This is a genomic window from Paracoccus sp. R86501 (assembly GCF_042466435.1).
Lineage (GTDB): Bacteria > Pseudomonadota > Alphaproteobacteria > Rhodobacterales > Rhodobacteraceae > Paracoccus.
The window spans coordinates 1,556,710-1,575,929 of record NZ_JAXHPZ010000001.1 but is presented as its reverse complement, the minus strand read 5'-3'; the positions used below and the strand labels follow the sequence as shown (position 1 = coordinate 1,575,929).

Genomic DNA, 19,220 nt, shown 5'->3' with positions numbered 1-19,220 from the left:
TCAATCCTCGTTCAGGGTGGGGTCGGTTTCGGGCATCGGCGGTTTCTTCAGCAACCGGCGCAGGAAGATCGGCGCAACAAAGCCCAGAACCGCCGCCGTCCACAAGCCGATCGCGATCGGAGAAGCTGAACAGATACTGCCAGTCGCCGTTCGACAGGACCATGGCGCGGCGCAGGTTATCCTCCATCGCGTTGCCCAGCAGGATGCCAAGGATCACCGGAACGGTCGGCATGCCCAGCTTGCGCATGACATAGCCCAGGACGCCGAAACCGACCATCATCAGCATGTCGAAGGACGAACCAGTCAGCGAATAGATCCCGACAAAGGCGATCATCGTGACGCCCGGCAACAACACCCAAGCGGGCACCGACAGAATGCGGACGAAGATCTTGACCATCGGCACGTTCATCACCAGCAACACGACGTTGGCGATCAGCAAGGACGCGATCAGCGACCAGACGATTTCCGGACGCTCGGCGAACAGCAGCGGACCGGGCGTGATGTTCAGCGTCAGCAGCAGCGCCAGCAGGACGGCGGTGGTGCCCGAACCCGGCACGCCAAGCGTCAGCATCGGCACCAGCGCGCCACCGGCGGCAGCGTTGTTGCCGGCCTCGGGGGCGGCGACGCCCTTAGGGTTGCCCTTGCCGAAGCTGTCCTTGTCTTTGGCGACGGATTTTTCCGCCATATAGGCCAGAAATGACCCCAGCGATGCGCCCGCACCGGGCAGGACGCCCGCGACAAAGCCGATGCCCGTGCCGCGCAGCATCGCGCCGCTTGTCTGCTTCAGCATCTTCCACGGAACCAAAATCTTGCCCAGCTTGACGCCGATGGCGCTGTCGCGGCCATGGCTTTCGATGAAGTGGAAGATCTCGGCCACGGCGAACAGGCCGACGATGGCAACAAGGAAATCGACGCCGTCCATCAGGTGTAATTCGCCGAAGGTAAAGCGCGGCATGCCGGTGGTCTTGTCCATGCCGATCATGGCGATACCCAGACCGATGGCCGCGGACATGGCCGCCTTGGCCTGATTGGTTAACCCGATCCCGCCAAGTGTGCAGAAGGCCAGCATATAAAGCGCGAAATATTCCGCAGGCCCGAATTGATAGGCGACGCGGGCCAGATAGGGCGCAAAGATCATCAGGCCGACGGTCGCCAGAAGCGCACCCACGAAGGATGCGACGCCGGACACGACCAGCGCCTCGGCGGCCTTGCCTTGGCGGGCCATGGGATAGCCGTCCAGCGTGGTCATCATCGCCGGTTCATCGCCCGGAATGTTCAGCAGGATCGAACTGATCCGCCCGCCGTACATCGCTCCGTAATAGACCGAAGTCAGCAGGACCAATGCCGACACGGCGTCCAGCCCCATGGAAAACGAGATCGGGATCAGCAGCGCCACCCCGTTCGACGGCCCAAGACCCGGCAGCGCACCGATGATCGTGCCGACAAAGCACCCGATCACCGCCAGCACCAGGGTATAGGGCGTCAGGGCGATGGACATCCCCATCGCCAGATTTGCTAAAGTATCCATTGTTTCAGAACCCCATTCCGGCGGGCAGGCCCTTCAGGCCCAGTCCCAGCAACACGCGGAACAATACGAACAACCCGATCGACAGGCCGATCCCGGCCAGCACTGCCCGCCGCGGATTGCCGCCGATCTGCCAGCTCAGAACGCCCGAGGCGATGGCCGTCGGGATCAGGAAGCCAAGCGGCGAGATGGCATAGGCATAGCCCGCCAGCACCGCCAGCGCCAAAGCCAGCTGCGCGACCATGGGCCCTGCGGGCCATTCATCGTCGGGGTCGGGGCGCAGGACCATGACCAGCGCCGCGATCATCACGACCGCGCCGACCAGATAGGGGAACAGGCGCGGGCCGACCGGATCGGACATGAAGCTGGTCTGGATGCCGCGGGCGTTGAGGATATACCCCAACGCCACGACCATCATGAACGCTCCGAAGATGCGGTCACCCTTGATCATTGAAGAATCCCGATCTCTTTCGAGACCTGCTGGATCTCGGCGATGTTGTCCGAGACGAAGGTCTCGAAGTCGGCGCCAAGGACGGTATAGGGGGCCAGACCGTTTTCGGTCATCACCGTCTGCCATTGGTCGGATTCGGCGACCTTGCCCAGCATGTTGACCCACTTCTGATAGTCTTCATCGCTGATGTCCTTGGGGACATAGATGCCGCGCCAGTTCATGGCGACGATATCGACGCCCTGTTCCTTGGCGGTGGGGACGTCCTCGAACCCTGCGACGCGTTGCTCGGACAGGACGGCCACGGGGCGCACGTCGCCCGATTTGATGAAGCCGGTGATTTCCGACATGTCGCCGGTCATGGCCTGTGCAAAGCCGCCGACCGTCTGGGTGATCGCATCCGCGCCACCGTCCAGACCGATGTATTTGACCGATTTGGCGTCATCGAAGCCCGCCTTGTCCAGCGTCATCAGCACCTTGAGGTGGTCGAAACCGCCCACGGCAGAACCGCCTGCAAAGGCCACCTGCGACGGATCGGCCTTCACCGCGTCGATCAGGTCGTTCAGGTTCTGATAGGGGCTGTCCTTGGCCACCACGATCACGCCGGGATCGCCACCGATCGAACCGACCCAACGCACCTGATCGGCGGTCGCGCCGGCGAATGCATCCTGCGCCAGACGCGTTGTCGTGGCCGAGGATGCCGCTACGAACAGATCGGCATCGCTGCCGCGCTTGCCCACGACCTGCGTATAGGCCACGCCGCCACCGGCACCGGCAAGGTTCGTGACCTGCACCATGTTCGGCACCAGTCCCAGTTCGGTCATGATCCGGCCGATCTGGCGGCAGGTGAAGTCCCAGCCACCGCCGGGGTTGGCGGGGGCGATGCATTCCTCGGCCATGGCCGGGGCTGCGACGGTCATCATCAGCGCGGCGGTTGCCGCACGGGTCCAATTTTTCATGCTGTCCTCCCAGACTGGCCCGCCTGCTTTTGGGCGGGCTTGCGGGGTTCAGGTTTTGCTGAAAAGCTGACACGAACCTGTCACCAACTGCCCGAAAGTTGTGCCGATGCGTTTTCTTCTGGTCGAAGACAGCGAGGATCTTGCCAAGGCCGTCGCCTCGCGGCTGACGCTGGAGGGGCATGGCGTGGACCATGCGGCGACGCTGGCCGATGCCAGCCATTTTCTGGGAACCGCGCCTTACGATCTGATCTTGCTGGACATTTCGCTGCCAGATGGCGACGGGCGCGATTTTCTGGTGCGCGAAAGGGCGGCGCGGCGGGATACGCCGGTGATCATGATGACGGCCTCGGCCTCGGTCAGCGATCGGGTGATGACGCTGGATCAGGGTGCTGACGATTATATCACCAAGCCCTTCGATTTCGGCGAATTGCAGGCCCGCTGCCGCGCCGTTCTGCGCCGCCGCGACGGGGCGGTGGACAGCAGACGGCATTTCGCGGGCTTCATCTTCGACCAGCTTGGCGCGACCCTGACCGTCGGCGGCGACATTCGCGAACTCCGCGCCCGAGAGCTGCGCCTGCTGGAGATCCTGCTGTCGCGCCCCGGTCAGGCCTATTCCAAGGCGCATCTGATCGACCGGCTGTTTTCCTTCGACGAGGAGGTCAGCGACAACGCCATCGAGGTCTATGTCGGCCGCCTGCGCAAGAAGCTGGACGGATCGGGGGCGCGGCTGGAAACGCTGCGCGGCGTCGGCTATCGCCTGATCCCCGAATGATGCGCCTGTTCGATCCCGCGCGGATCGTATCCTTGCGCCGGCGGCTGGTCTGGCAGTTTCTGGTCCTGTCGGCGGTGCTGGTGCTGGGGCTGTTTCTGGTGGTGGGCTGGGTCGCGGATCGCGCATCGCGGGCCTCGCAGGATGCGGTGCTGGGGGCCGCCGTCACCGCCATCACCGAAGGCATCCGCAGCGTCAACGAGGGGTTGGAGCTGGACCTACCCTATGCGACCTTTTCGATGCTGGGGGCGATGGGGGACGAACGCATCTTCTATCTGCTGACGGTCGCGGGGCAGGGCGTGACGGGATACGAGGATTTACCCCCGCCGCCGACCCCCGCCACCGATATGGCCCCGGTCTTTTATAGTGCCGATTACCGCGGCGCGCGGCTGCGGCTGGCCTCGGTCGGGCGGATGATGCTGATCCAGAACCGGCTGCAGCCGGTGACGGTCACCTTGGGCCAGACGCGGCTGGGGCAGGCGGCGATCGCGCGGGACACGGCACGCAGTGCGGCCTGGGCCGCCCTGGGCTTCATGCTGCTGGCGCTGCCCGTGGCGCTGCTGGCGGCGCAGGCTGTGTTGCAGCCGATCCGCACGCTGGCCGATGTCATGGGTCGTCGCGGGCCGCGCGACCTGCGCCCCGTGCGCCACGCCACCCCGCGCGAACTGGCGCCCCTGCTGCGGGCGCTGAACGGGCTGATCGCACGCCTGCGCGCCGCGCTGGAACTGGCCGAGACCTTCATCTTCGAGGCCGCCCACCGCATCCGAACGCCTTTGTCGCTGGTCCGCGCCGAGGCGGAACTGGCCCTTGCCGAAACCAGCGACGAGGCAACCCGCATCCGCCTGCGCCGCATGGTGCGCGCCATCGGTGAAAGCAGCCGGTCCGCGAACCAGATCCTGGATCATGCGATGGTGATGTATCGCACCGATCAATATGCCGCCGCGCAGGTCGATCTGGCGGCACTGTCCCGCGCCGTCCTGCGTGCCATCGACCCCATCGCCGAGATGCGCGACATCCGCGTGACCCATGAAATCGCCCCCTGCATCATCCAAGGGGACGAACGCATGCTGGAGATCGCCCTGCGCAACCTGCTGGACAATGCCATCAAATACGCAGCCCCCGAAGGCTATGTCGATCTGACACTGACCTGCACGGGGACCGAGGCCACGCTGGCCGTCAAGGACGACGGGCGGGGCTTGTCGGATGATCCCGCGCAGCTGATCGGGCGGTTCCGGCGCGGGGCAAATGTCGGGGATACCGGCGGATCGGGGCTGGGACTGACCATCGTGACCGAGGTTGCCCATGCCCATCGCGGCCGCTTTCAGCTGAAACCCGGTGAAAAGGGGGGAACATGCGCCTTGCTGCATTTGCCGTTGCCGTAACCTGTGCGCTGGCAGGGCCAGCCGCCGCTTGGCAATCCGAGGATCAGCGCGTCTTCGGCCCCGAGGACGCCCCGCAGATACAGGTGCTATCCGTGACCGATCTGGCGGCCTTTGCGCCGGTCCTGCAGGATTACGTCGAGCGCAATCCGGGGCGCAGCATCCGCTATGTGCAGGCATCCTCGACCGAAATCTATGCCGCTATCCATGAAGAAGACGCGCGATTCGATCTGGTGATCTCATCTGCGATGGACCTGCAGATGAAACTGGCCAATGACGGCTTTGCTGCATCAGTGACGCCCGTGGCAGCGGGGCTGCCCGATTGGGCGCGGTGGCGCGACCAGCTGTGGGGCATCGCGCTGGAGCCGGTGGTGACGCTGGCCTCGCGCCAGGCCTTGGGCGATCTGCCGGTGCCCCGGACCCGGCGCGACCTGATCGCCCTGCTGCGTGAAAACCCCGAGCGGTTTCAGGACCGCATCGCCGCCTATGATCCGCAGGTGTCCGGCGTGGGCTATTTCCTGATCGCGCAGGACGATCAGGTATCCGACGGGTTCTGGCGTCTGGCCGAGGTGATGGGTCGTCTGAACGCGCGGCTGTTCTGTTGTTCGGGCCAGATGATCACCGAACTGCGCGAGGGGCGCATCGCCATCGCCTATAACGTGGTGGCCAGCTATGCCGCGCGCTTCCGCCCCGACGATCCCGATCTGGTCCAGCTGGCCTTCGAGGATTACACCTTCGCCATCGTCAGGTCCGCCCTTGTGCCGGTGAATGCGCCCGATCCGCAGGGGGCGCAGGACCTGCTGACCTATCTGCTGTCGGACTCCGCACAACGCTTGATCGCCGACAGCGCAGGGGTCGCGCTGATCGCCGGCACGGGCGAGCCTCCGGTGCCGCAGCTGCGCCCGATCCGGCTGGATGCGGGGCTGCTGGTCTATGACGACCGTCTGCGGCGGGCGGGGTTGCTGTCGGAATGGCGTGCGGCGTTGATCCAGCCCTAGGCGATGCTGTCGATCAGCCGCGCCAGACCTGCGGGGTCGGACAGGAATGGCGAATGCCCCCAAGGGCGGTGATGGAGATGATCGACGCCCGCGCGGTCGATCATGGCGCGTTGCAGGGCAGGTGGAATGGCGCGGTCGTTTTCGCAGATGACATAGTGGCGGGTAATCCGGCGGCGCTGGGCCAGCAGGTCCCGCATCGGGCCCACGGGCTGCGGGCGAAGGGCGTGGACCGGCGCGTCATGGCAGTCGTGATACATCATCTGCCGCGCCTGGTCGGCGGGCAGGATCAGCCGTCCAAGATCATCGCGCGGCCAGTGGCGGGGCGGGGCTGGCAGCAGGCGGTCCAGCGTCGCAAGGCTGTCGCCCGCCAGCGGCAGATAGGAACACAGGTGCAGCAGCGCTGATGCGGGGGCGGTCATCGCCTCGGCCACCATGCCGCCCATCGAGTGTCCAACAACAAGGGGCCGCGCCATCGTGGGCAGGGCGGCCACGCAATCGGCCAGCGTGGTCTTTGGCGCATCGGGCAGGTCGGGGCAGGCGACGCGGTGCCCCATGTCGCGCAAGGCCTCCGCCGTCGCTTTCCAGCACCAGCCGCCATGCCAAGCCCCGTGGATCAGGATGATATTCGCCATCCTTCAGGTCTGCCCGCTGCGATCCCCATGCGCAAGTGCTTGACCCCGCCCCGCCCCATCGGCCCTTATGCCCGACAAAGGGGGCGCCATGATCGACAAGCTGGAGATGTTCCTGGCCGTGGCCAAGGAAGGTCATTTCGGACGGGCGGCGACGTCACTGGGCATCACGCAGCCGACGCTGTCGGCAGGCATCAAGCAGCTCGAGGCGCAGCTGGGTGTCTTGCTGATCTTTCGCGGCTCGCGCTATGGCGGTCTGACGCCCGAGGGGCAGTCGGCGCTGGTCTGGGCGCGGCGCATCGTCGGCGACACCCGCCAGCTGCGTGATGAAATGCGCGCCGTGCGTCACGGGCTGTCGGGCCAGTTGCGCATTGCCGTGGTGCCCACCGCGCTGACATGGGCCGCACGGATCGCGGCGCGCTTCGGAGATGCGCATCCCAAGGTCGGCTTTACCATTCTGTCGCGCGCCTCGACCGAGATATTGCAGATGATCGACGATCTGCAGGTCGATGCGGGCATCAGCTATCTGGACAATGAACCGCTGGGTAAGGTCAGCGCCGTGCCGCTCTATGAGGAACGCTATGCCCTGATCGCCCCCGAAGGGCATCCGCTGGCGCAGGGCGGTCCGGTGCCTTGGGGCGCGCTGGACGGGCAGCGGCTGTGCCTGCTGACGCCCGACATGCAGAACCGCCGCATCATCAACCGACGTCTGGCCGAGGCGGGGGTGACGCCTGTGGCGATGGTCGAGTCGAATTCGACCGTGGTGCTGGTCTCGCAGGTGCTGGCGGGGGGGTGGCTGACGATCCTGCCGCAGGACATCGCGGGCTTTCTGACCCAAGGCAAACCCCTGCGGCTGGTGGAAATGGAGGGTCCGGCCACCGGACACGCCGTTGGCCTGATCGCGCCGTGGCGTGAACCGCATACCCCCGTCCTGCAGGCGCTGCTGACCGAGGCGCGGCGGATGGCGGTCGATAGATAACCTCTATCGTTTGACGGAATAGCGATATTGATTTGTGAATGACCAAGGTGTCTGCTGGCGGCCCAAGACCTTTGAAAGGCCAGCCATGCTTGACCAAGCGCCAGCCCCCGACGATATCCGCGACCTTGTGACCCCGATGCTGGGGCTGGAGGGGCCGATGCTGCCGATGTTGCATGCCATTCAGGCCGAATGGGGGCATGTGCCGCAGGCCGCCGTGCCGGTGCTGGCCGATCTGCTGAACCTTGGTGCCGCCGAGGTGCATGGCGTCATCAGCTTTTACCACGATTTCCGCGATCATCCCGCGGGCCGTCACACGCTGAAAATCTGTCGGGCCGAGGCCTGTCAGTCGGTGGGCGGCAATGCCATGGCGCAGCGGATGCTGGACCGTCTGGGCGTCGATTGGCACGGCACAACCCGCGATGGCGCGGTGACCGTGGAACCGGTCTATTGCCTTGGGATGTGCGCCTGCGGGCCTGCCGTGATGCTGGACAATCGCGTGATCGGGCGCGTTGACGATGCACGGATGGAACGGCTGATGACGCAGGTGGGCGCATGAAGATCTGGGTCCCCATGGACAGCGCCGCTAAGGCGCTGGGTGCAGACGAAGTCGCTGATGCCATCGCCGCGCAGGTCGGCCCCGACGTGCGCATCATTCGCAACGGATCGCGCGGGATGGTCTGGCTGGAACCCTTGGTCGAGATCGATCGTGGTGACGGGCGCGTGGCCTACGGTCCGGTGACGCCCGACGATGTCGCGGCGCTGCTGGACGGCACGCTGGAGAGCCTTGGCCGGGTCGAGGATATCCCCTTCTTCGCCCGCCAGACCCGCCTGACATTCGCGCGCTGTGGCGTCATCGACCCGCTGGATCTGGACGATTATCAGGCGCATGGCGGCTTGGTCGGCCTGCGCCGCGCCATCGGCATGATCGGCGCCGAAATTGTGGCCGAGGTCACCGACAGTGGCCTTCGCGGACGGGGCGGTGCGGGCTTTCCGACCGGCATCAAGTGGAAGACCGTCCATGATGCCCCTGCCGACCGCAAATACATCGTCTGCAACGCCGACGAAGGCGACAGTGGCACCTTCGCCGACCGCATGATCATGGAGGGCGATCCCTTCACCTTGATCGAGGGGATGGCGATCGCCGGTCTGGCCGTGGGTGCGGTTCAGGGCTATGTCTATATGCGGTCGGAATACCCGGACGCGATTGCTGTGATGAACGCAGCGGTGGACATTGCCCGCAAGCGTGGCGTGCTGGGGAGCGATGTGTTGGGCAGTGGACGGGCCTTCGATATGCAGATCCGCGTCGGCGCAGGCGCCTATGTCTGCGGCGAGGAAACCAGCCTGCTGAACAGCCTCGAGGGCAAGCGCGGCGTCGTGCGCGCCAAGCCGCCCTTGCCCGCGTTGGAAGGGTTTCTGGGTAAGCCCACCGTCGTCAACAACGTCATCAGTCTGGCCACTGTGCCGGTCATCATGGAACGCGGCGCGCAGCATTATGCCGATTTCGGTCTGGGCCGGTCGCGCGGCACCGTGACCTTGCAGATCGCGGGAAATGTCCGGCGCGGCGGGCTATTTGAAACCGGCTTTGGTGTGTCCTTGGACGAGGTCGTCAACGACATCGGCGGCGGCACGGCCAGTGGCAGGCCGGTCAAAGCGGTGCAGGTTGGCGGGCCTTTGGGGGCCTATATGCCCGTGTCGAAATTCGACACGCCGATGGGATACGAGGAGTTCGACAAGAACGGCGGGCTGATCGGCCATGCCGGTCTGGTGGTCTTCGATGACACCACTGACATGCTGCAGATGGCTCGTTTCGCGATGGAGTTCTGCGCCGTCGAAAGCTGCGGAAAATGCACCCCCTGTCGGGTCGGTGCCGTGCGCGGGGTCGAAACCATCGACCGGATCGCGGCGGGCGATGCCGCTGCTGCCGATCTGCTGACGGACCTCTGCGAGGTGATGAAGGACGGGTCGCTCTGCGCGCTTGGCGGCTTTACGCCGTTCCCGGTCATGTCCGCCCTGACCCAATTCCCCGACGATTTCGCCACCGCCAAGGAGGCCGCCGAATGAAAGATTTCATCATTCCCCAGTTTGCGCCCGGTGACGAACGCGATCTAGGCACCCCCGCACGCCAAGGTGCGCCGGTCAGCCTGACCGTCGACGGTTTCGAGGTCACGGTCCCCGAAGGCACATCCGTCATGCGCTCCGCGATGCTGGCCGGCATTACCGTCCCCAAGCTGTGCGCCAGTGATAATCTGGAGGCGTTCGGGTCCTGCCGCTTGTGTATCGTCGAAATCGAAGGCCGTCGTGGCACGCCTGCATCCTGCACGACGCCAGTGGCCGAAGGTATGGTGGTGCGGACCCAGACCGGCAAGGTCCAGAAGATCCGCCGCGGCGTGATGGAGCTGTATATCAGCGACCACCCGCTGGATTGTCTGACCTGTTCGGCCAATGGCGATTGCGAATTGCAGGATGCTGCGGGGCAGGTGGGGCTGCGCGACATGCGCTATACCCCCGGTGCCAACCATTTCGACCCCAAGGGCGTCGGCGCCCGCAGCCAGTCCGAGGCGCGGCTGCGCGAAGGGCCGGGCAATCCGCAATATATCCCCAAGGACGACAGCAACCCCTATTTCACCTATGATCCCAGCAAATGCATCGTCTGTTCGCGCTGCGTGCGGGCCTGCGAGGAGGTGCAGGGCACTTTCGCCCTGACCATCGAGGGGCGCGGTTTCGACAGCCGCGTCAGCGCGGGCATGGCGACCGACAGCTTCATGACCAGCGATTGCGTCAGCTGTGGCGCCTGTGTGCAGGCATGTCCTACGGCGACTTTGCAGGAAAAATCGGTGGCCGAGCTGGGCACGCCGACGCGGTCGGTCATCACCACCTGCGCCTATTGCGGGGTCGGGTGCAGTTTCAAGGCCGAAATGAACGGCGACCAATTGGTCCGCATGGTGCCGTGGAAAAACGGCAAGGCGAACCGTGGCCATAGCTGCGTCAAGGGCCGCTTTGCCTATGGCTATGCCGCGCATCAGGACCGCATCCTGAACCCGATGATCCGCGACAGCATCGAAGAGCCATGGCGCGAGGTTGGCTGGGACGAGGCGCTGGCTTTTGCCGCCGACCGTATGCGCGGCATCCAGAAGCGCCACGGGCGGCGGTCCACAGGGGTGATTACATCCAGCCGCTGCACGAATGAGGAAACCTATTTGGTCCAGAAGCTGACCCGCGCGGTGTTTGGCAATAACAACACCGATACCTGCGCGCGGGTATGCCATTCACCCACGGGTTATGGTCTGGGCAAGACATTCGGCACATCCGCCGGCACGCAGGATTTTGACAGCGTTGAGCAGACCGATGTGGTGCTGATCATCGGGGCGAACCCGACCGACGGGCATCCGGTCTTTGCCAGCCGTCTGAAAAAGCGTCTGCGTCAGGGGGCCAAACTGATCGTGGTCGATCCGCGCAGGACCGATATGGTGCGTTCGGCGCATATCGAGGCGCAGCATCACCTGCCGCTGCGTCCGGGGACCAATGTGGCGTTGATCAGCGCGATGGCGCATGTGATCGTGACCGAAGGGTTGATGGACGAAGGCTTTATCCGTGACCGCTGTGACTGGGATGAATTTCAGCATTACGCCGAATTCATCAGCAATGCGCGCCATTCACCCGAAGCGGTCGAGATGGTCACAGGCGTTTCTGCCGCCGATCTGCACGCCGCGGCGCGGTTATTTGCCAAGGGTGGCAATGGCGCGATCTATTACGGGCTGGGCGTGACGGAACACAGCCAAGGGTCCACAACCGTGATGGCGATTGCGAACCTTGCGATGCTGACCGGCAATGTCGGGCGGCCCGGTGTGGGTGTGAACCCGTTGCGTGGCCAGAATAACGTGCAGGGGTCATGTGATATGGGGTCATTCCCGCATGAGCTGCCGGGATACCGCCATGTCAAGCTGCCAGACGTTCGCGCGATCTTCGAAAACGCATGGGGCGTGGAGATCGACCCCGAACCAGGCTTGCGCATCCCCAACATGCTGGATGCGGCGGTCGAGGGGACCTTCAAGGGGCTCTATTGTCAGGGTGAGGATATCCTGCAATCGGACCCCGACACCCATCACGTCGCGGCGGGTCTGCGGGCGATGGAATGCGTGATCGTCCATGACCTGTTCCTGAACGAGACGGCCAATTACGCCCATGTCTTCCTGCCGGGATCGTCCTTCCTGGAAAAGGACGGCACCTTCACCAATGCCGAACGCCGCATCAACCGCGTGCGCAAGGTCATGGCCCCCAAGAACGGCTATGAGGATTGGGAAGTCACGCAGATGCTGGCCAATGCGATGGGGGCGGGTTGGCACTATACCCACCCCAGCCAGATCATGGATGAAATCGCGGCCACCACACCCAGCTTCGCCGGTGTCAGCTATGAGCTGTTGGAAACGCAGGGCAGCGTGCAATGGCCCTGCAATGCCGATGCGCCGGTGGGAACGCCGTTGATGCATATCGACGGCTTCATGTCCGGTGTTGCGGGCAAGGGGCATTTCATCATCACCGAATATATCGCGACCGATGAACGCACCGGCCCGCGTTTCCCGCTGTTGCTGACGACGGGGCGTATCCTGTCGCAATATAACGTCGGCGCGCAGACACGGCGGACGCCCAACAGCATCTGGCACGAGGAAGACGTGTTGGAGATCCACCCTCATGATGCGGAAACCCGCGGGGTGGTGGATGGCGACTGGATCAGGCTGGCGTCGCGGGCGGGTGAGACCACCTTGCGGGCGATGCTGACGGATCGGGTTTCGCCGGGGGTGGTCTATACCACCTTCCACCATCCGGTGACGCAGGCTAATGTGGTGACGACCGATTTTTCGGATTGGGCGACGAACTGTCCGGAATACAAGGTCACCGCCGTGCAGGTCAGCCCCTCGAACGGTCCGTCGGAATGGCAGACCAGCTATAACGAGCAGGCCGAACGGTCACGGCGGATCATGCCAGCCGCGGAGTAAACCATGCCCTTGCCACCCCCCGTCCATCCTGTGGACGCCACACATCACCGCACCGGCAGCGTCACGCCGGTGCGGCGCGTTCTGGCGCAGGAAACGCCGGTGGCGATGGTCTATGGCGGGACGACGCAGGCGGTGATGATGGCATCGCCCGCCGATCTGGACGATTTCGCGGTGGGGTTTTCGCTGACCGAAGGGATTGTCACGGATGCGGCGCAGATTGCGTCGGTGCAGATCATGGACCACCCGCGCGGGGTCGAGGCGCAGATGTGGCTGACCGAAGACCGGGCCGAGGCTTTGGCCGCGCGTCGCCGTTTCATGGCGGGGCCGGTGGGGTGCGGTCTGTGCGGCATCGACAGTCTGGATCAGGCGACGCGGTCGCTGCCCGATCTGTCGGGCGTGGGGCCGGTGATAGATGGCGCGCAGGTGGCGCGGGCCACCGATCTGTTGCGTGACTGGCAACCCTTGCACGACCAGACCCGCGCCGTTCATGCGGCAGGTTTCCTGATCCCGGATCAGGGCATCGTCCTGGCGCGCGAGGATGTGGGCCGCCACAATGCGCTGGACAAGCTGATCGGCGCGATGGCGCGGCAGGGCGTTGATGCCGGGCAGGGGGCGTTCGTGCTGACCAGCCGTGTGTCGGTCGAGATGGTGCAGAAATGCGCCATTGCCGGTGCCGGTATCCTGATTGCGGTGTCCGCGCCCACCGCACATGCGCTGCAACTGGCCGAAGGCGCGGGCATCACCGTTGCGGCCTTTGCGCGCGGCGAGGGCTTTGACCTTTTCTCTCACCCCGAACGGCTGAACGCCAAGGTGTCCGATGTCGCCTGAAAAGATGGTCATGATGGCCAACCAGATCGCCACCTTCTTCGACACCCAGCCCGGGGACGCCGCCGACAAGATCGCTGCGCATCTGAAGGATTATTGGGAACCACGGATGCGGGCGCAGCTGCTGACCTATCTGGAAACGGGCGGCGGCGGGCTGAAGCCATCGGTCATCGCAGCGGCTGACCGACTTTAGGGGCGCGATGCAACCCTTGCCCGTCATCCGGTGTTGCGCTGGTGACTGATATACCAACGGGCCGGGGACAGGCATTTCATGCAGCAGAATTCGGACGCTTTCGATCTTGGCCACGCCAAGGTCTGCGTGGTCATGAACCGCAGTTCGGGGAAAAAGAAGCATCGCCAGCTGGTCGATCAACTGGAAAGGCGGCTGGCCCCGTCCTGTGGCGAATATCAGCTGCGTCAAAGCCGCAAGGGATCGGACCTGCCGGGTCTGGCGCGTCAGGTCGCGTCCGAGGGCTTTGATCTGGTCATCGCGGCGGGGGGCGACGGCACGCAATCGGCGGTCGCCGCGGCACTGGCAGGGTCCGATGTGGTGATGGGCGTGCTGCCCGGCGGGACTTTCAATTATTTCGCCCGCGATCTGGGCGTGGGTGAGGATATCGACGACGCGCTGGACACCCTACTGGATGGGCGTGTCGATGCCACGGATGTGGGGGACATCAATGAACTGGTGTTCCTGAACAACGTCAGCCTTGGTGCCTATCCCCAGATCCTGAAGACCCGCGAAGGGATTTACAAACGTTGGGGGCGGTCTCGGATTGCGGCCTATTGGTCGGTGCTGGTGGCGCTGCGGCGGCTGCGGCGTCCGATGCAGTTGGTGGCGCATGTGGATGGGCAGGACCGTGAGTTCACCAGCGCCTTGGTGTTTGTCGCGCGCAGTGCCTATCAGCTGGACAGTTTCGGATTGGAGGGCGCGGATGCCATCCGTGATGGCAAGTTCGCCGTTCTTATCGCCAAGGCGCGTCAGCCCTTGCCGCTGATGCGATCGGCCCTGCGATTGGCCATGGGGCACAGCGCCAAGGACAGCGATTTTGACCTGATCCTGACGGATCGGCTGCAGATGCGGACGCCCAAGACGCGGCAGCTGGTGGCGCATGACGGGGAAAAGACGCTGCTGCGCAGTCCCTTTGATTTGAAGGTGCGGCACGGAGCGTTGAAGGTACTGCTGCCCGCCGACGGGCGCAACAAGACCGCCGATACCGAGGGTCGCGCATGACCCGGATCCTGCATCTGAGCGACCTGCATTTCGGCTTTCACCGCAGCGAGTTGATCGGACCTCTGCTGAACCGGATCGAGGCGTTGCGGCCCGACATCGTCGTCGTATCCGGTGACATCACGCATCGCGGGTTGCCGGCACAGATGCAGCTGGCGCAGGACTTTCTGTCGCGGATCAGCGCGCCGGTCATGCTGATGCCGGGCAATCACGACGTGCCGCTGCTGAACCCCATCGCGCGGCTGTTCTGGCCCTTTGCGGGGTTTCGCGAATACTTCGGCCCCGATCTGACGCCGACGGCGCAGGTGGGGCAGGCGCGGGTCTTTGCGCTGAACAGCGCCGATCCCTATTCCTGGCAGCGCGGCAAGATCCGGCGCGGAGAGATCGGGCGCGTGATCGGGGGCATAGATCCCGCCGCCACCAATGTCGTGGCGTTGCACCATCCGATGCAGCAGCTGCCCGGCATCGACAAGCAGCCCGCCCGCCGCGCCGAGGAGGCCATGGACCGGCTGCAGGAGGCAGGGGTGCATGTTGTCCTCAGCGGGCATCTGCATCGCTGGGCCGTGGACAAGGTCATGGCGACCAAACGCTGGCCGCGCATCCTGCAGGTTCAGGGGGGCACGGCGCTATGTGCAAGGCTGAGCGATGCCAAGAATGAATTCGCGCTGCTGATCGTCGAGGGGACCGAGTTGCACGTCGAACACCATGTGTCGCACATGGGGGTGAATGCCTTCGAAGAGCCGGTGATTGCCACCTATAGCCGGGCAAACGGGCCGTGGCGGCGCGTTTAAGCGTTGAGTTTCGCGTAAAACCCGCTTATAGCAGGCGCAGTCAAACGGGCGACATGGTCAGAACAGGCCGCTTACAGACGGGTCGGGCATTTGCCTCGACCCTTTGTCGTTGTCCGGGCCGACATCATAAAGACCGGCGGAGCCAACCGTCAGGCCAGTAAAAGACACACAAAGGATACTGAACACGCATGTGCGCTAAAGCGACTATGGAGGAGTTCGAGGCCCTTCTGAACGAAAGCCTCGAGATCGACACCCCGGACGAAGGTTCGGTTGTCAAAGGCCGCGTCATTGCCATCGAGGCAGGCCAGGCCATCATCGACGTCGGCTACAAGATGGAAGGCCGCGTCGATCTTAAAGAATTCGCAAACCCCGGTGAAGACGCCAACCTGAGCGTCGGCGACGAAGTCGAGGTCTATCTGGACCGCGTCGAGAACGCCCGTGGCGAAGCTAGCATCAGCCGTGAAAAGGCCCGCCGCGAGGAAGCCTGGGATCGCCTGGAAAAAGCCTATGGCGACGAAGAGCGTGTCGAAGGCGCCATCTTCGGCCGCGTCAAAGGCGGCTTCACGGTCGATCTGGGCGGCGCTGTTGCGTTCCTTCCCGGTTCGCAGGTCGATGTCCGCCCCGTGCGCGACGCCGGCCCGCTGATGGGTCTGAAGCAGCCGTTCCAGATTCTGAAAATGGATCGTCGCCGTGGCAACATCGTTGTGTCGCGCCGCGCCATCCTTGAAGAATCGCGTGCCGAACAGCGCGCAGAAGTCATCGCCAACTTGACCGAAGGTCAGACGGTTGACGGCGTGGTCAAGAACATCACCGAATACGGCGCCTTCGTCGATCTGGGTGGCGTTGACGGCCTGCTGCACGTCACCGACATGGCATGGCGTCGCGTCAACCACCCGTCCGAGATCCTGGCGATCGGCGAGACCGTCAAGGTCCAGGTCATCAAGATCAACAAGGACAGCCACCGTATCAGCCTTGGCATGAAGCAGCTGCAGGCGGATCCGTGGGATACCGTTGCGGACAAGTTCCCGATCGAGTTGGTCCATCAGGGTCGCGTAACCAACATCACCGATTACGGCGCCTTCGTCGAATTGGAAGCTGGTGTCGAAGGTCTGGTCCACGTTTCGGAAATGAGCTGGACCAAGAAGAACGTCCATCCTGGCAAAATCGTCTCGACCTCGCAGGAAGTCGAAGTGATGGTTCTGGAGATCGACGAAGCCAAGCGTCGCGTTTCGCTGGGTCTGAAGCAGACCATGCGCAACCCGTGGGAAGTCTTTGCCGAAACCCACCCGACCGGCACCGTCATCGAAGGCGAAGTCAAGAACATCACCGAATTCGGTCTGTTCGTTGGTCTGGACGGCGACATCGACGGCATGGTTCACCTGTCGGACATCAGCTGGGATGCACGTGGCGAAGACGCCATTCAGGACTTCCGCAAGGGCGACGTCGTCAAGGCAGTCGTTCAGGACGTGGACGTCGAGAAAGAGCGTATCTCGCTGTCGATCAAGTCGCTTGAGAACGAAGGCATGGCGGAAGCTGTGGACGGCGTGAAGCGCGGCTCGATCATCACCGCCGAGATCACCGCGATCGAAGAGGGTGGCATCGAGGTCGAGTATAACGGCGTCAAGTCGTTCATCCGCCGCAGCGATCTGGCCCGTGACCGCCAGGACCAGCGCCCCGAGCGCTTCCAGGTCGGTGACAAGGTCAACGCACGCGTGACCAACGTCGACACCAAGACCCGTCGTCTGGGTCTGTCGATCAAGGCACGTGAGATCGCTGAAGAAAAAGAAGCGATCGACACCTATGGCAGCTCGGATTCGGGCGCGTCGCTGGGTGACATTCTTGGCGCCGCTTTGGGCAGCAAGAACTGATCCAGCCTGACGGTTGAATGATTGCCCGCCCCGGTTCGTCCGGGGCGGGCTTTTTTATGCCTGATATGCATGCGCCATTGTCATCCGCCTTGCGCCAATGGGATAAAGCTGGCAACGCTATGAAACCAGTGACTTCTGTGTCGCGTTGAGCGGGCTGACGGGGGCGATGACCCTCTATGCGGTTCCGGGCGCCATGCGGCGTGAAGAACGCATCTATTTGGGGGAAGGTATGATCCGTTCCGAACTGATCCAGATGATTTCTGACGAGAACCCGCATTTGTTCCGTCGTGATGTCGAGCGGATCGTGAATACTGTATTTGAAGAAGTGATTGACGCGATGGCACGGGGCGACCGGGTCGAATTGCGGGGCTTCGGTGCATTTTCGGTCAAGCAGCGTGACAGTCGGGTGGGGCGCAACCCCCGCACCGGCGAGGCCGTCGAGGTCGAGGAGAAGCATGTTCCCTTCTTCAAGACCGGCAAGCTGTTGCGTGACAGGTTGAACGGCGACGCCTGAGCGTCGTAAAAGGGGACAAGCCTGGTCGGACCGGGCGGGACAATTCAAGGGACACCGCCCATGCGCTTTATCCGTCTGATCTTCGTGGCTTTGTTGGCCCTTATTCTTGTTGCCGTCGCCTTGGCGAACCGTCAGGTGGTGACCTTGTCGCTGTTCCCGGCGAACCTTGGTCAATTCTTGGGCGGAACCTGGTCGGTGGCGGTGCCGCTGTTCCTGGTGATCTTTGTGGCGTTCGCCTTTGGGATGCTGGCGGGGTTGGTCTGGGAATGGATGCGCGAAGCCAAGATCCGCAAAGTGGCTCGTCAGCGTGATCGCAAGGTCGTTCAACTTGAAAATGAAGTCGGGCAGCTGCGTGAAAACCACGCGGCACCGCGTGATGATGTTCTGGCAATTCTGGATCAGCCTGCGGCCAAGCGTCCTGCCTCGGGGCGGGCACAGTTGCCGGCGGCTCGCTGAGCCGTGGCTGATGTCAAGATCTGCGGGCTGAGCCAGCCCTCACATGTCCATGCAGCCGTCGAAGCCGGAGTGCGTTTCGTCGGCTTCGTGTTTTTCCCGAAGTCGCCGCGTGCGGTGACAGCCGAAATGGCGGCTGAGTTGTCAAAACTGGTCCCGGTCGGGGTTGCGCAGGTCGGGTTGTTCGTGAATCCGGATGACACCCTGCTGCAGGAAGTCCTGTCGAAGGTGCCGCTGGACATCATTCAGCTGCATGGTTCGGAAACTCCGGAGCGCGTGACCGAGGTCAAGGTGCTGACCGGACTGCCGGTGATGAAAGCCGTAGGAATTAGCGGACCGGATGATCTGCCGGCGCTGACGGACTATGGGTTGGTTGCTGATATGCTGCTGGTGGATGCCAAGCCGCCGAAAGGTGCGGATCTGCCCGGTGGTAACGGGTTGGCCTTTGATTGGCGGCTGCTGGTCGGGCGGCACTGGTTGCGTCCGTGGATGCTGGCGGGTGGCCTCACGCCTGAAAATGTCGCCGAGGCTGTTCGGCTGACGGGCGCGCCGGTTGTCGACGTCAGTTCGGGCGTGGAATTGGCACCGGGGGTTAAGGAATTGCAGCTTGTCGCGGATTTTGTTGCGGCGGCAACGGGTGATGTTGCCGCGTAAAACCATATGTGTTGCGCTGCGTGCGCAGCGGGTGTTGCGCGGTTAAGTAACTGTTTTTAAAAGACTATGCAATGCGGCGGCACAACCTTGGGTTTATGAATTGACTTTGCGAACGGCCTAAGGTAGAACTTTTACATGCTGGGAGAGATGGGCAAGCGGCCAAGGGAAACCTTGGGCCGCTTTTTTCGTCTTTCGGCTCGTGCG

The 19,220-nt window shown here is 63.7% G+C and carries 18 protein-coding genes and 1 pseudogene; 15 read left to right on the top strand and 4 right to left on the bottom strand.

The features are described 5' to 3' along the window. The 3 genes and pseudogenes from SJY40_RS07700 to SJY40_RS07690 form a co-directional block, all read right to left on the bottom strand. Positions 1 to 1,528 (bottom strand): annotated as a pseudogene (locus SJY40_RS07700) (tripartite tricarboxylate transporter permease). Positions 1,529 to 1,532: 4 nt separating this feature from the next. Further along, positions 1,533 to 1,976, bottom strand: a complete 444-nt coding sequence (locus SJY40_RS07695) for a tripartite tricarboxylate transporter TctB family protein (RefSeq protein WP_378944631.1) — start codon at positions 1,974 to 1,976, stop codon at positions 1,533 to 1,535. Further along, on the bottom strand, positions 1,973 to 2,932 hold the full coding sequence (locus tag SJY40_RS07690) for a Bug family tripartite tricarboxylate transporter substrate binding protein (protein ID WP_378944629.1): 960 nt from the start codon (positions 2,930 to 2,932) through the stop codon (positions 1,973 to 1,975). The genes SJY40_RS07695 and SJY40_RS07690 overlap by 4 nt, the downstream gene beginning before the upstream one ends. 106 nt (positions 2,933 to 3,038) lie before the next feature. On the opposite strand from SJY40_RS07690, the gene SJY40_RS07685 reads away from it, so the two are divergent. From SJY40_RS07685 to SJY40_RS07675, 3 genes are read left to right on the top strand one after another with little or no spacing between them, the layout of a single operon-like run. After that, positions 3,039 to 3,704: a response regulator transcription factor gene (locus SJY40_RS07685; protein WP_378944626.1), complete on the top strand. Its 666-nt coding sequence runs from the start codon at positions 3,039 to 3,041 to the stop codon at positions 3,702 to 3,704. Then, on the top strand, positions 3,701 to 5,083 hold the full coding sequence (locus SJY40_RS07680; protein ID WP_378944623.1) for a sensor histidine kinase N-terminal domain-containing protein: 1,383 nt from the start codon (positions 3,701 to 3,703) through the stop codon (positions 5,081 to 5,083). Before SJY40_RS07685 ends, SJY40_RS07680 begins: the two co-directional genes overlap by 4 nt. Then, a complete protein-coding gene (locus SJY40_RS07675) occupies positions 5,053 to 6,078 on the top strand; it encodes an ABC transporter substrate-binding protein (protein ID WP_378944620.1) in 1,026 nt (341 codons plus the stop codon). The genes SJY40_RS07680 and SJY40_RS07675 overlap by 31 nt, the downstream gene beginning before the upstream one ends. Here the strand turns inward: SJY40_RS07675 and SJY40_RS07670 are convergent. Then, positions 6,075 to 6,710 carry an alpha/beta fold hydrolase gene (locus tag SJY40_RS07670; RefSeq protein WP_378944617.1) on the bottom strand — a complete coding sequence of 212 codons (636 nt, stop codon included), beginning with the start codon at positions 6,708 to 6,710 and terminating at the stop codon, positions 6,075 to 6,077. The genes SJY40_RS07675 and SJY40_RS07670 overlap by 4 nt on opposite strands. 88 nt (positions 6,711 to 6,798) lie before the next feature. Here SJY40_RS07670 and SJY40_RS07665 point away from each other — a divergent pair, with 88 nt between their 5' ends. The 12 genes from SJY40_RS07665 to SJY40_RS07610 all read left to right on the top strand — a co-directional run bounded on the left by SJY40_RS07665 (position 6,799) and on the right by SJY40_RS07610 (position 19,016). Beyond that, entirely contained in the window at positions 6,799 to 7,686 is an 888-nt protein-coding gene (locus tag SJY40_RS07665) for a LysR family transcriptional regulator (RefSeq protein WP_378944615.1), read from the top strand. An 85-nt stretch (positions 7,687 to 7,771) separates the two neighbouring features. Beyond that, complete coding sequence (locus SJY40_RS07660) at positions 7,772 to 8,242, top strand: formate dehydrogenase subunit gamma (RefSeq protein WP_378944612.1); 471 nt, start codon at positions 7,772 to 7,774, stop codon at positions 8,240 to 8,242. Next, the gene (locus SJY40_RS07655; RefSeq protein ID WP_378944609.1) at positions 8,239 to 9,747 is read left to right on the top strand and encodes a formate dehydrogenase beta subunit; all 1,509 of its coding nucleotides are present in this window, start codon (positions 8,239 to 8,241) and stop codon (positions 9,745 to 9,747) included. The genes SJY40_RS07660 and SJY40_RS07655 overlap by 4 nt, the downstream gene beginning before the upstream one ends. Continuing rightward, entirely contained in the window at positions 9,744 to 12,680 is a 2,937-nt protein-coding gene (gene fdhF, locus SJY40_RS07650; protein WP_378944606.1) for a formate dehydrogenase subunit alpha, read from the top strand. The genes SJY40_RS07655 and fdhF overlap by 4 nt, the downstream gene beginning before the upstream one ends. Positions 12,681 to 12,683: 3 nt before the next feature. Beyond that, positions 12,684 to 13,508 (top strand): formate dehydrogenase accessory sulfurtransferase FdhD, encoded by an 825-nt coding sequence (fdhD, locus tag SJY40_RS07645; RefSeq protein ID WP_378944603.1) that lies wholly within the window; start codon positions 12,684 to 12,686, stop codon positions 13,506 to 13,508. Continuing rightward, positions 13,498 to 13,698: a formate dehydrogenase subunit delta gene (locus SJY40_RS07640; protein WP_378944600.1), complete on the top strand. Its 201-nt coding sequence runs from the start codon at positions 13,498 to 13,500 to the stop codon at positions 13,696 to 13,698. Before fdhD ends, SJY40_RS07640 begins: the two co-directional genes overlap by 11 nt. A 78-nt stretch (positions 13,699 to 13,776) precedes the next feature. Next, on the top strand, positions 13,777 to 14,739 hold the full coding sequence (locus tag SJY40_RS07635; protein ID WP_378944597.1) for a diacylglycerol/lipid kinase family protein: 963 nt from the start codon (positions 13,777 to 13,779) through the stop codon (positions 14,737 to 14,739). Beyond that, entirely contained in the window at positions 14,736 to 15,527 is a 792-nt protein-coding gene (locus tag SJY40_RS07630; protein WP_378944594.1) for a metallophosphoesterase family protein, read from the top strand. Before SJY40_RS07635 ends, SJY40_RS07630 begins: the two co-directional genes overlap by 4 nt. A gap of 188 nt (positions 15,528 to 15,715) precedes the next feature. Then, complete coding sequence (rpsA, locus tag SJY40_RS07625; protein WP_378944591.1) at positions 15,716 to 17,395, top strand: 30S ribosomal protein S1; 1,680 nt, start codon at positions 15,716 to 15,718, stop codon at positions 17,393 to 17,395. A 229-nt stretch (positions 17,396 to 17,624) separates the two neighbouring features. Continuing rightward, positions 17,625 to 17,909 carry an integration host factor subunit beta gene (gene ihfB / locus SJY40_RS07620; protein WP_072297885.1) on the top strand — a complete coding sequence of 95 codons (285 nt, stop codon included), beginning with the start codon at positions 17,625 to 17,627 and terminating at the stop codon, positions 17,907 to 17,909. Between the two features lie 60 nt (positions 17,910 to 17,969). Continuing rightward, complete coding sequence (locus SJY40_RS07615; protein WP_378944588.1) at positions 17,970 to 18,365, top strand: lipopolysaccharide assembly protein LapA domain-containing protein; 396 nt, start codon at positions 17,970 to 17,972, stop codon at positions 18,363 to 18,365. 3 nt (positions 18,366 to 18,368) lie between these two features. Beyond that, complete coding sequence (locus tag SJY40_RS07610) at positions 18,369 to 19,016, top strand: phosphoribosylanthranilate isomerase (RefSeq protein WP_378944585.1); 648 nt, start codon at positions 18,369 to 18,371, stop codon at positions 19,014 to 19,016. The last annotated feature ends 204 nt before the right edge of the window (positions 19,017 to 19,220 follow it).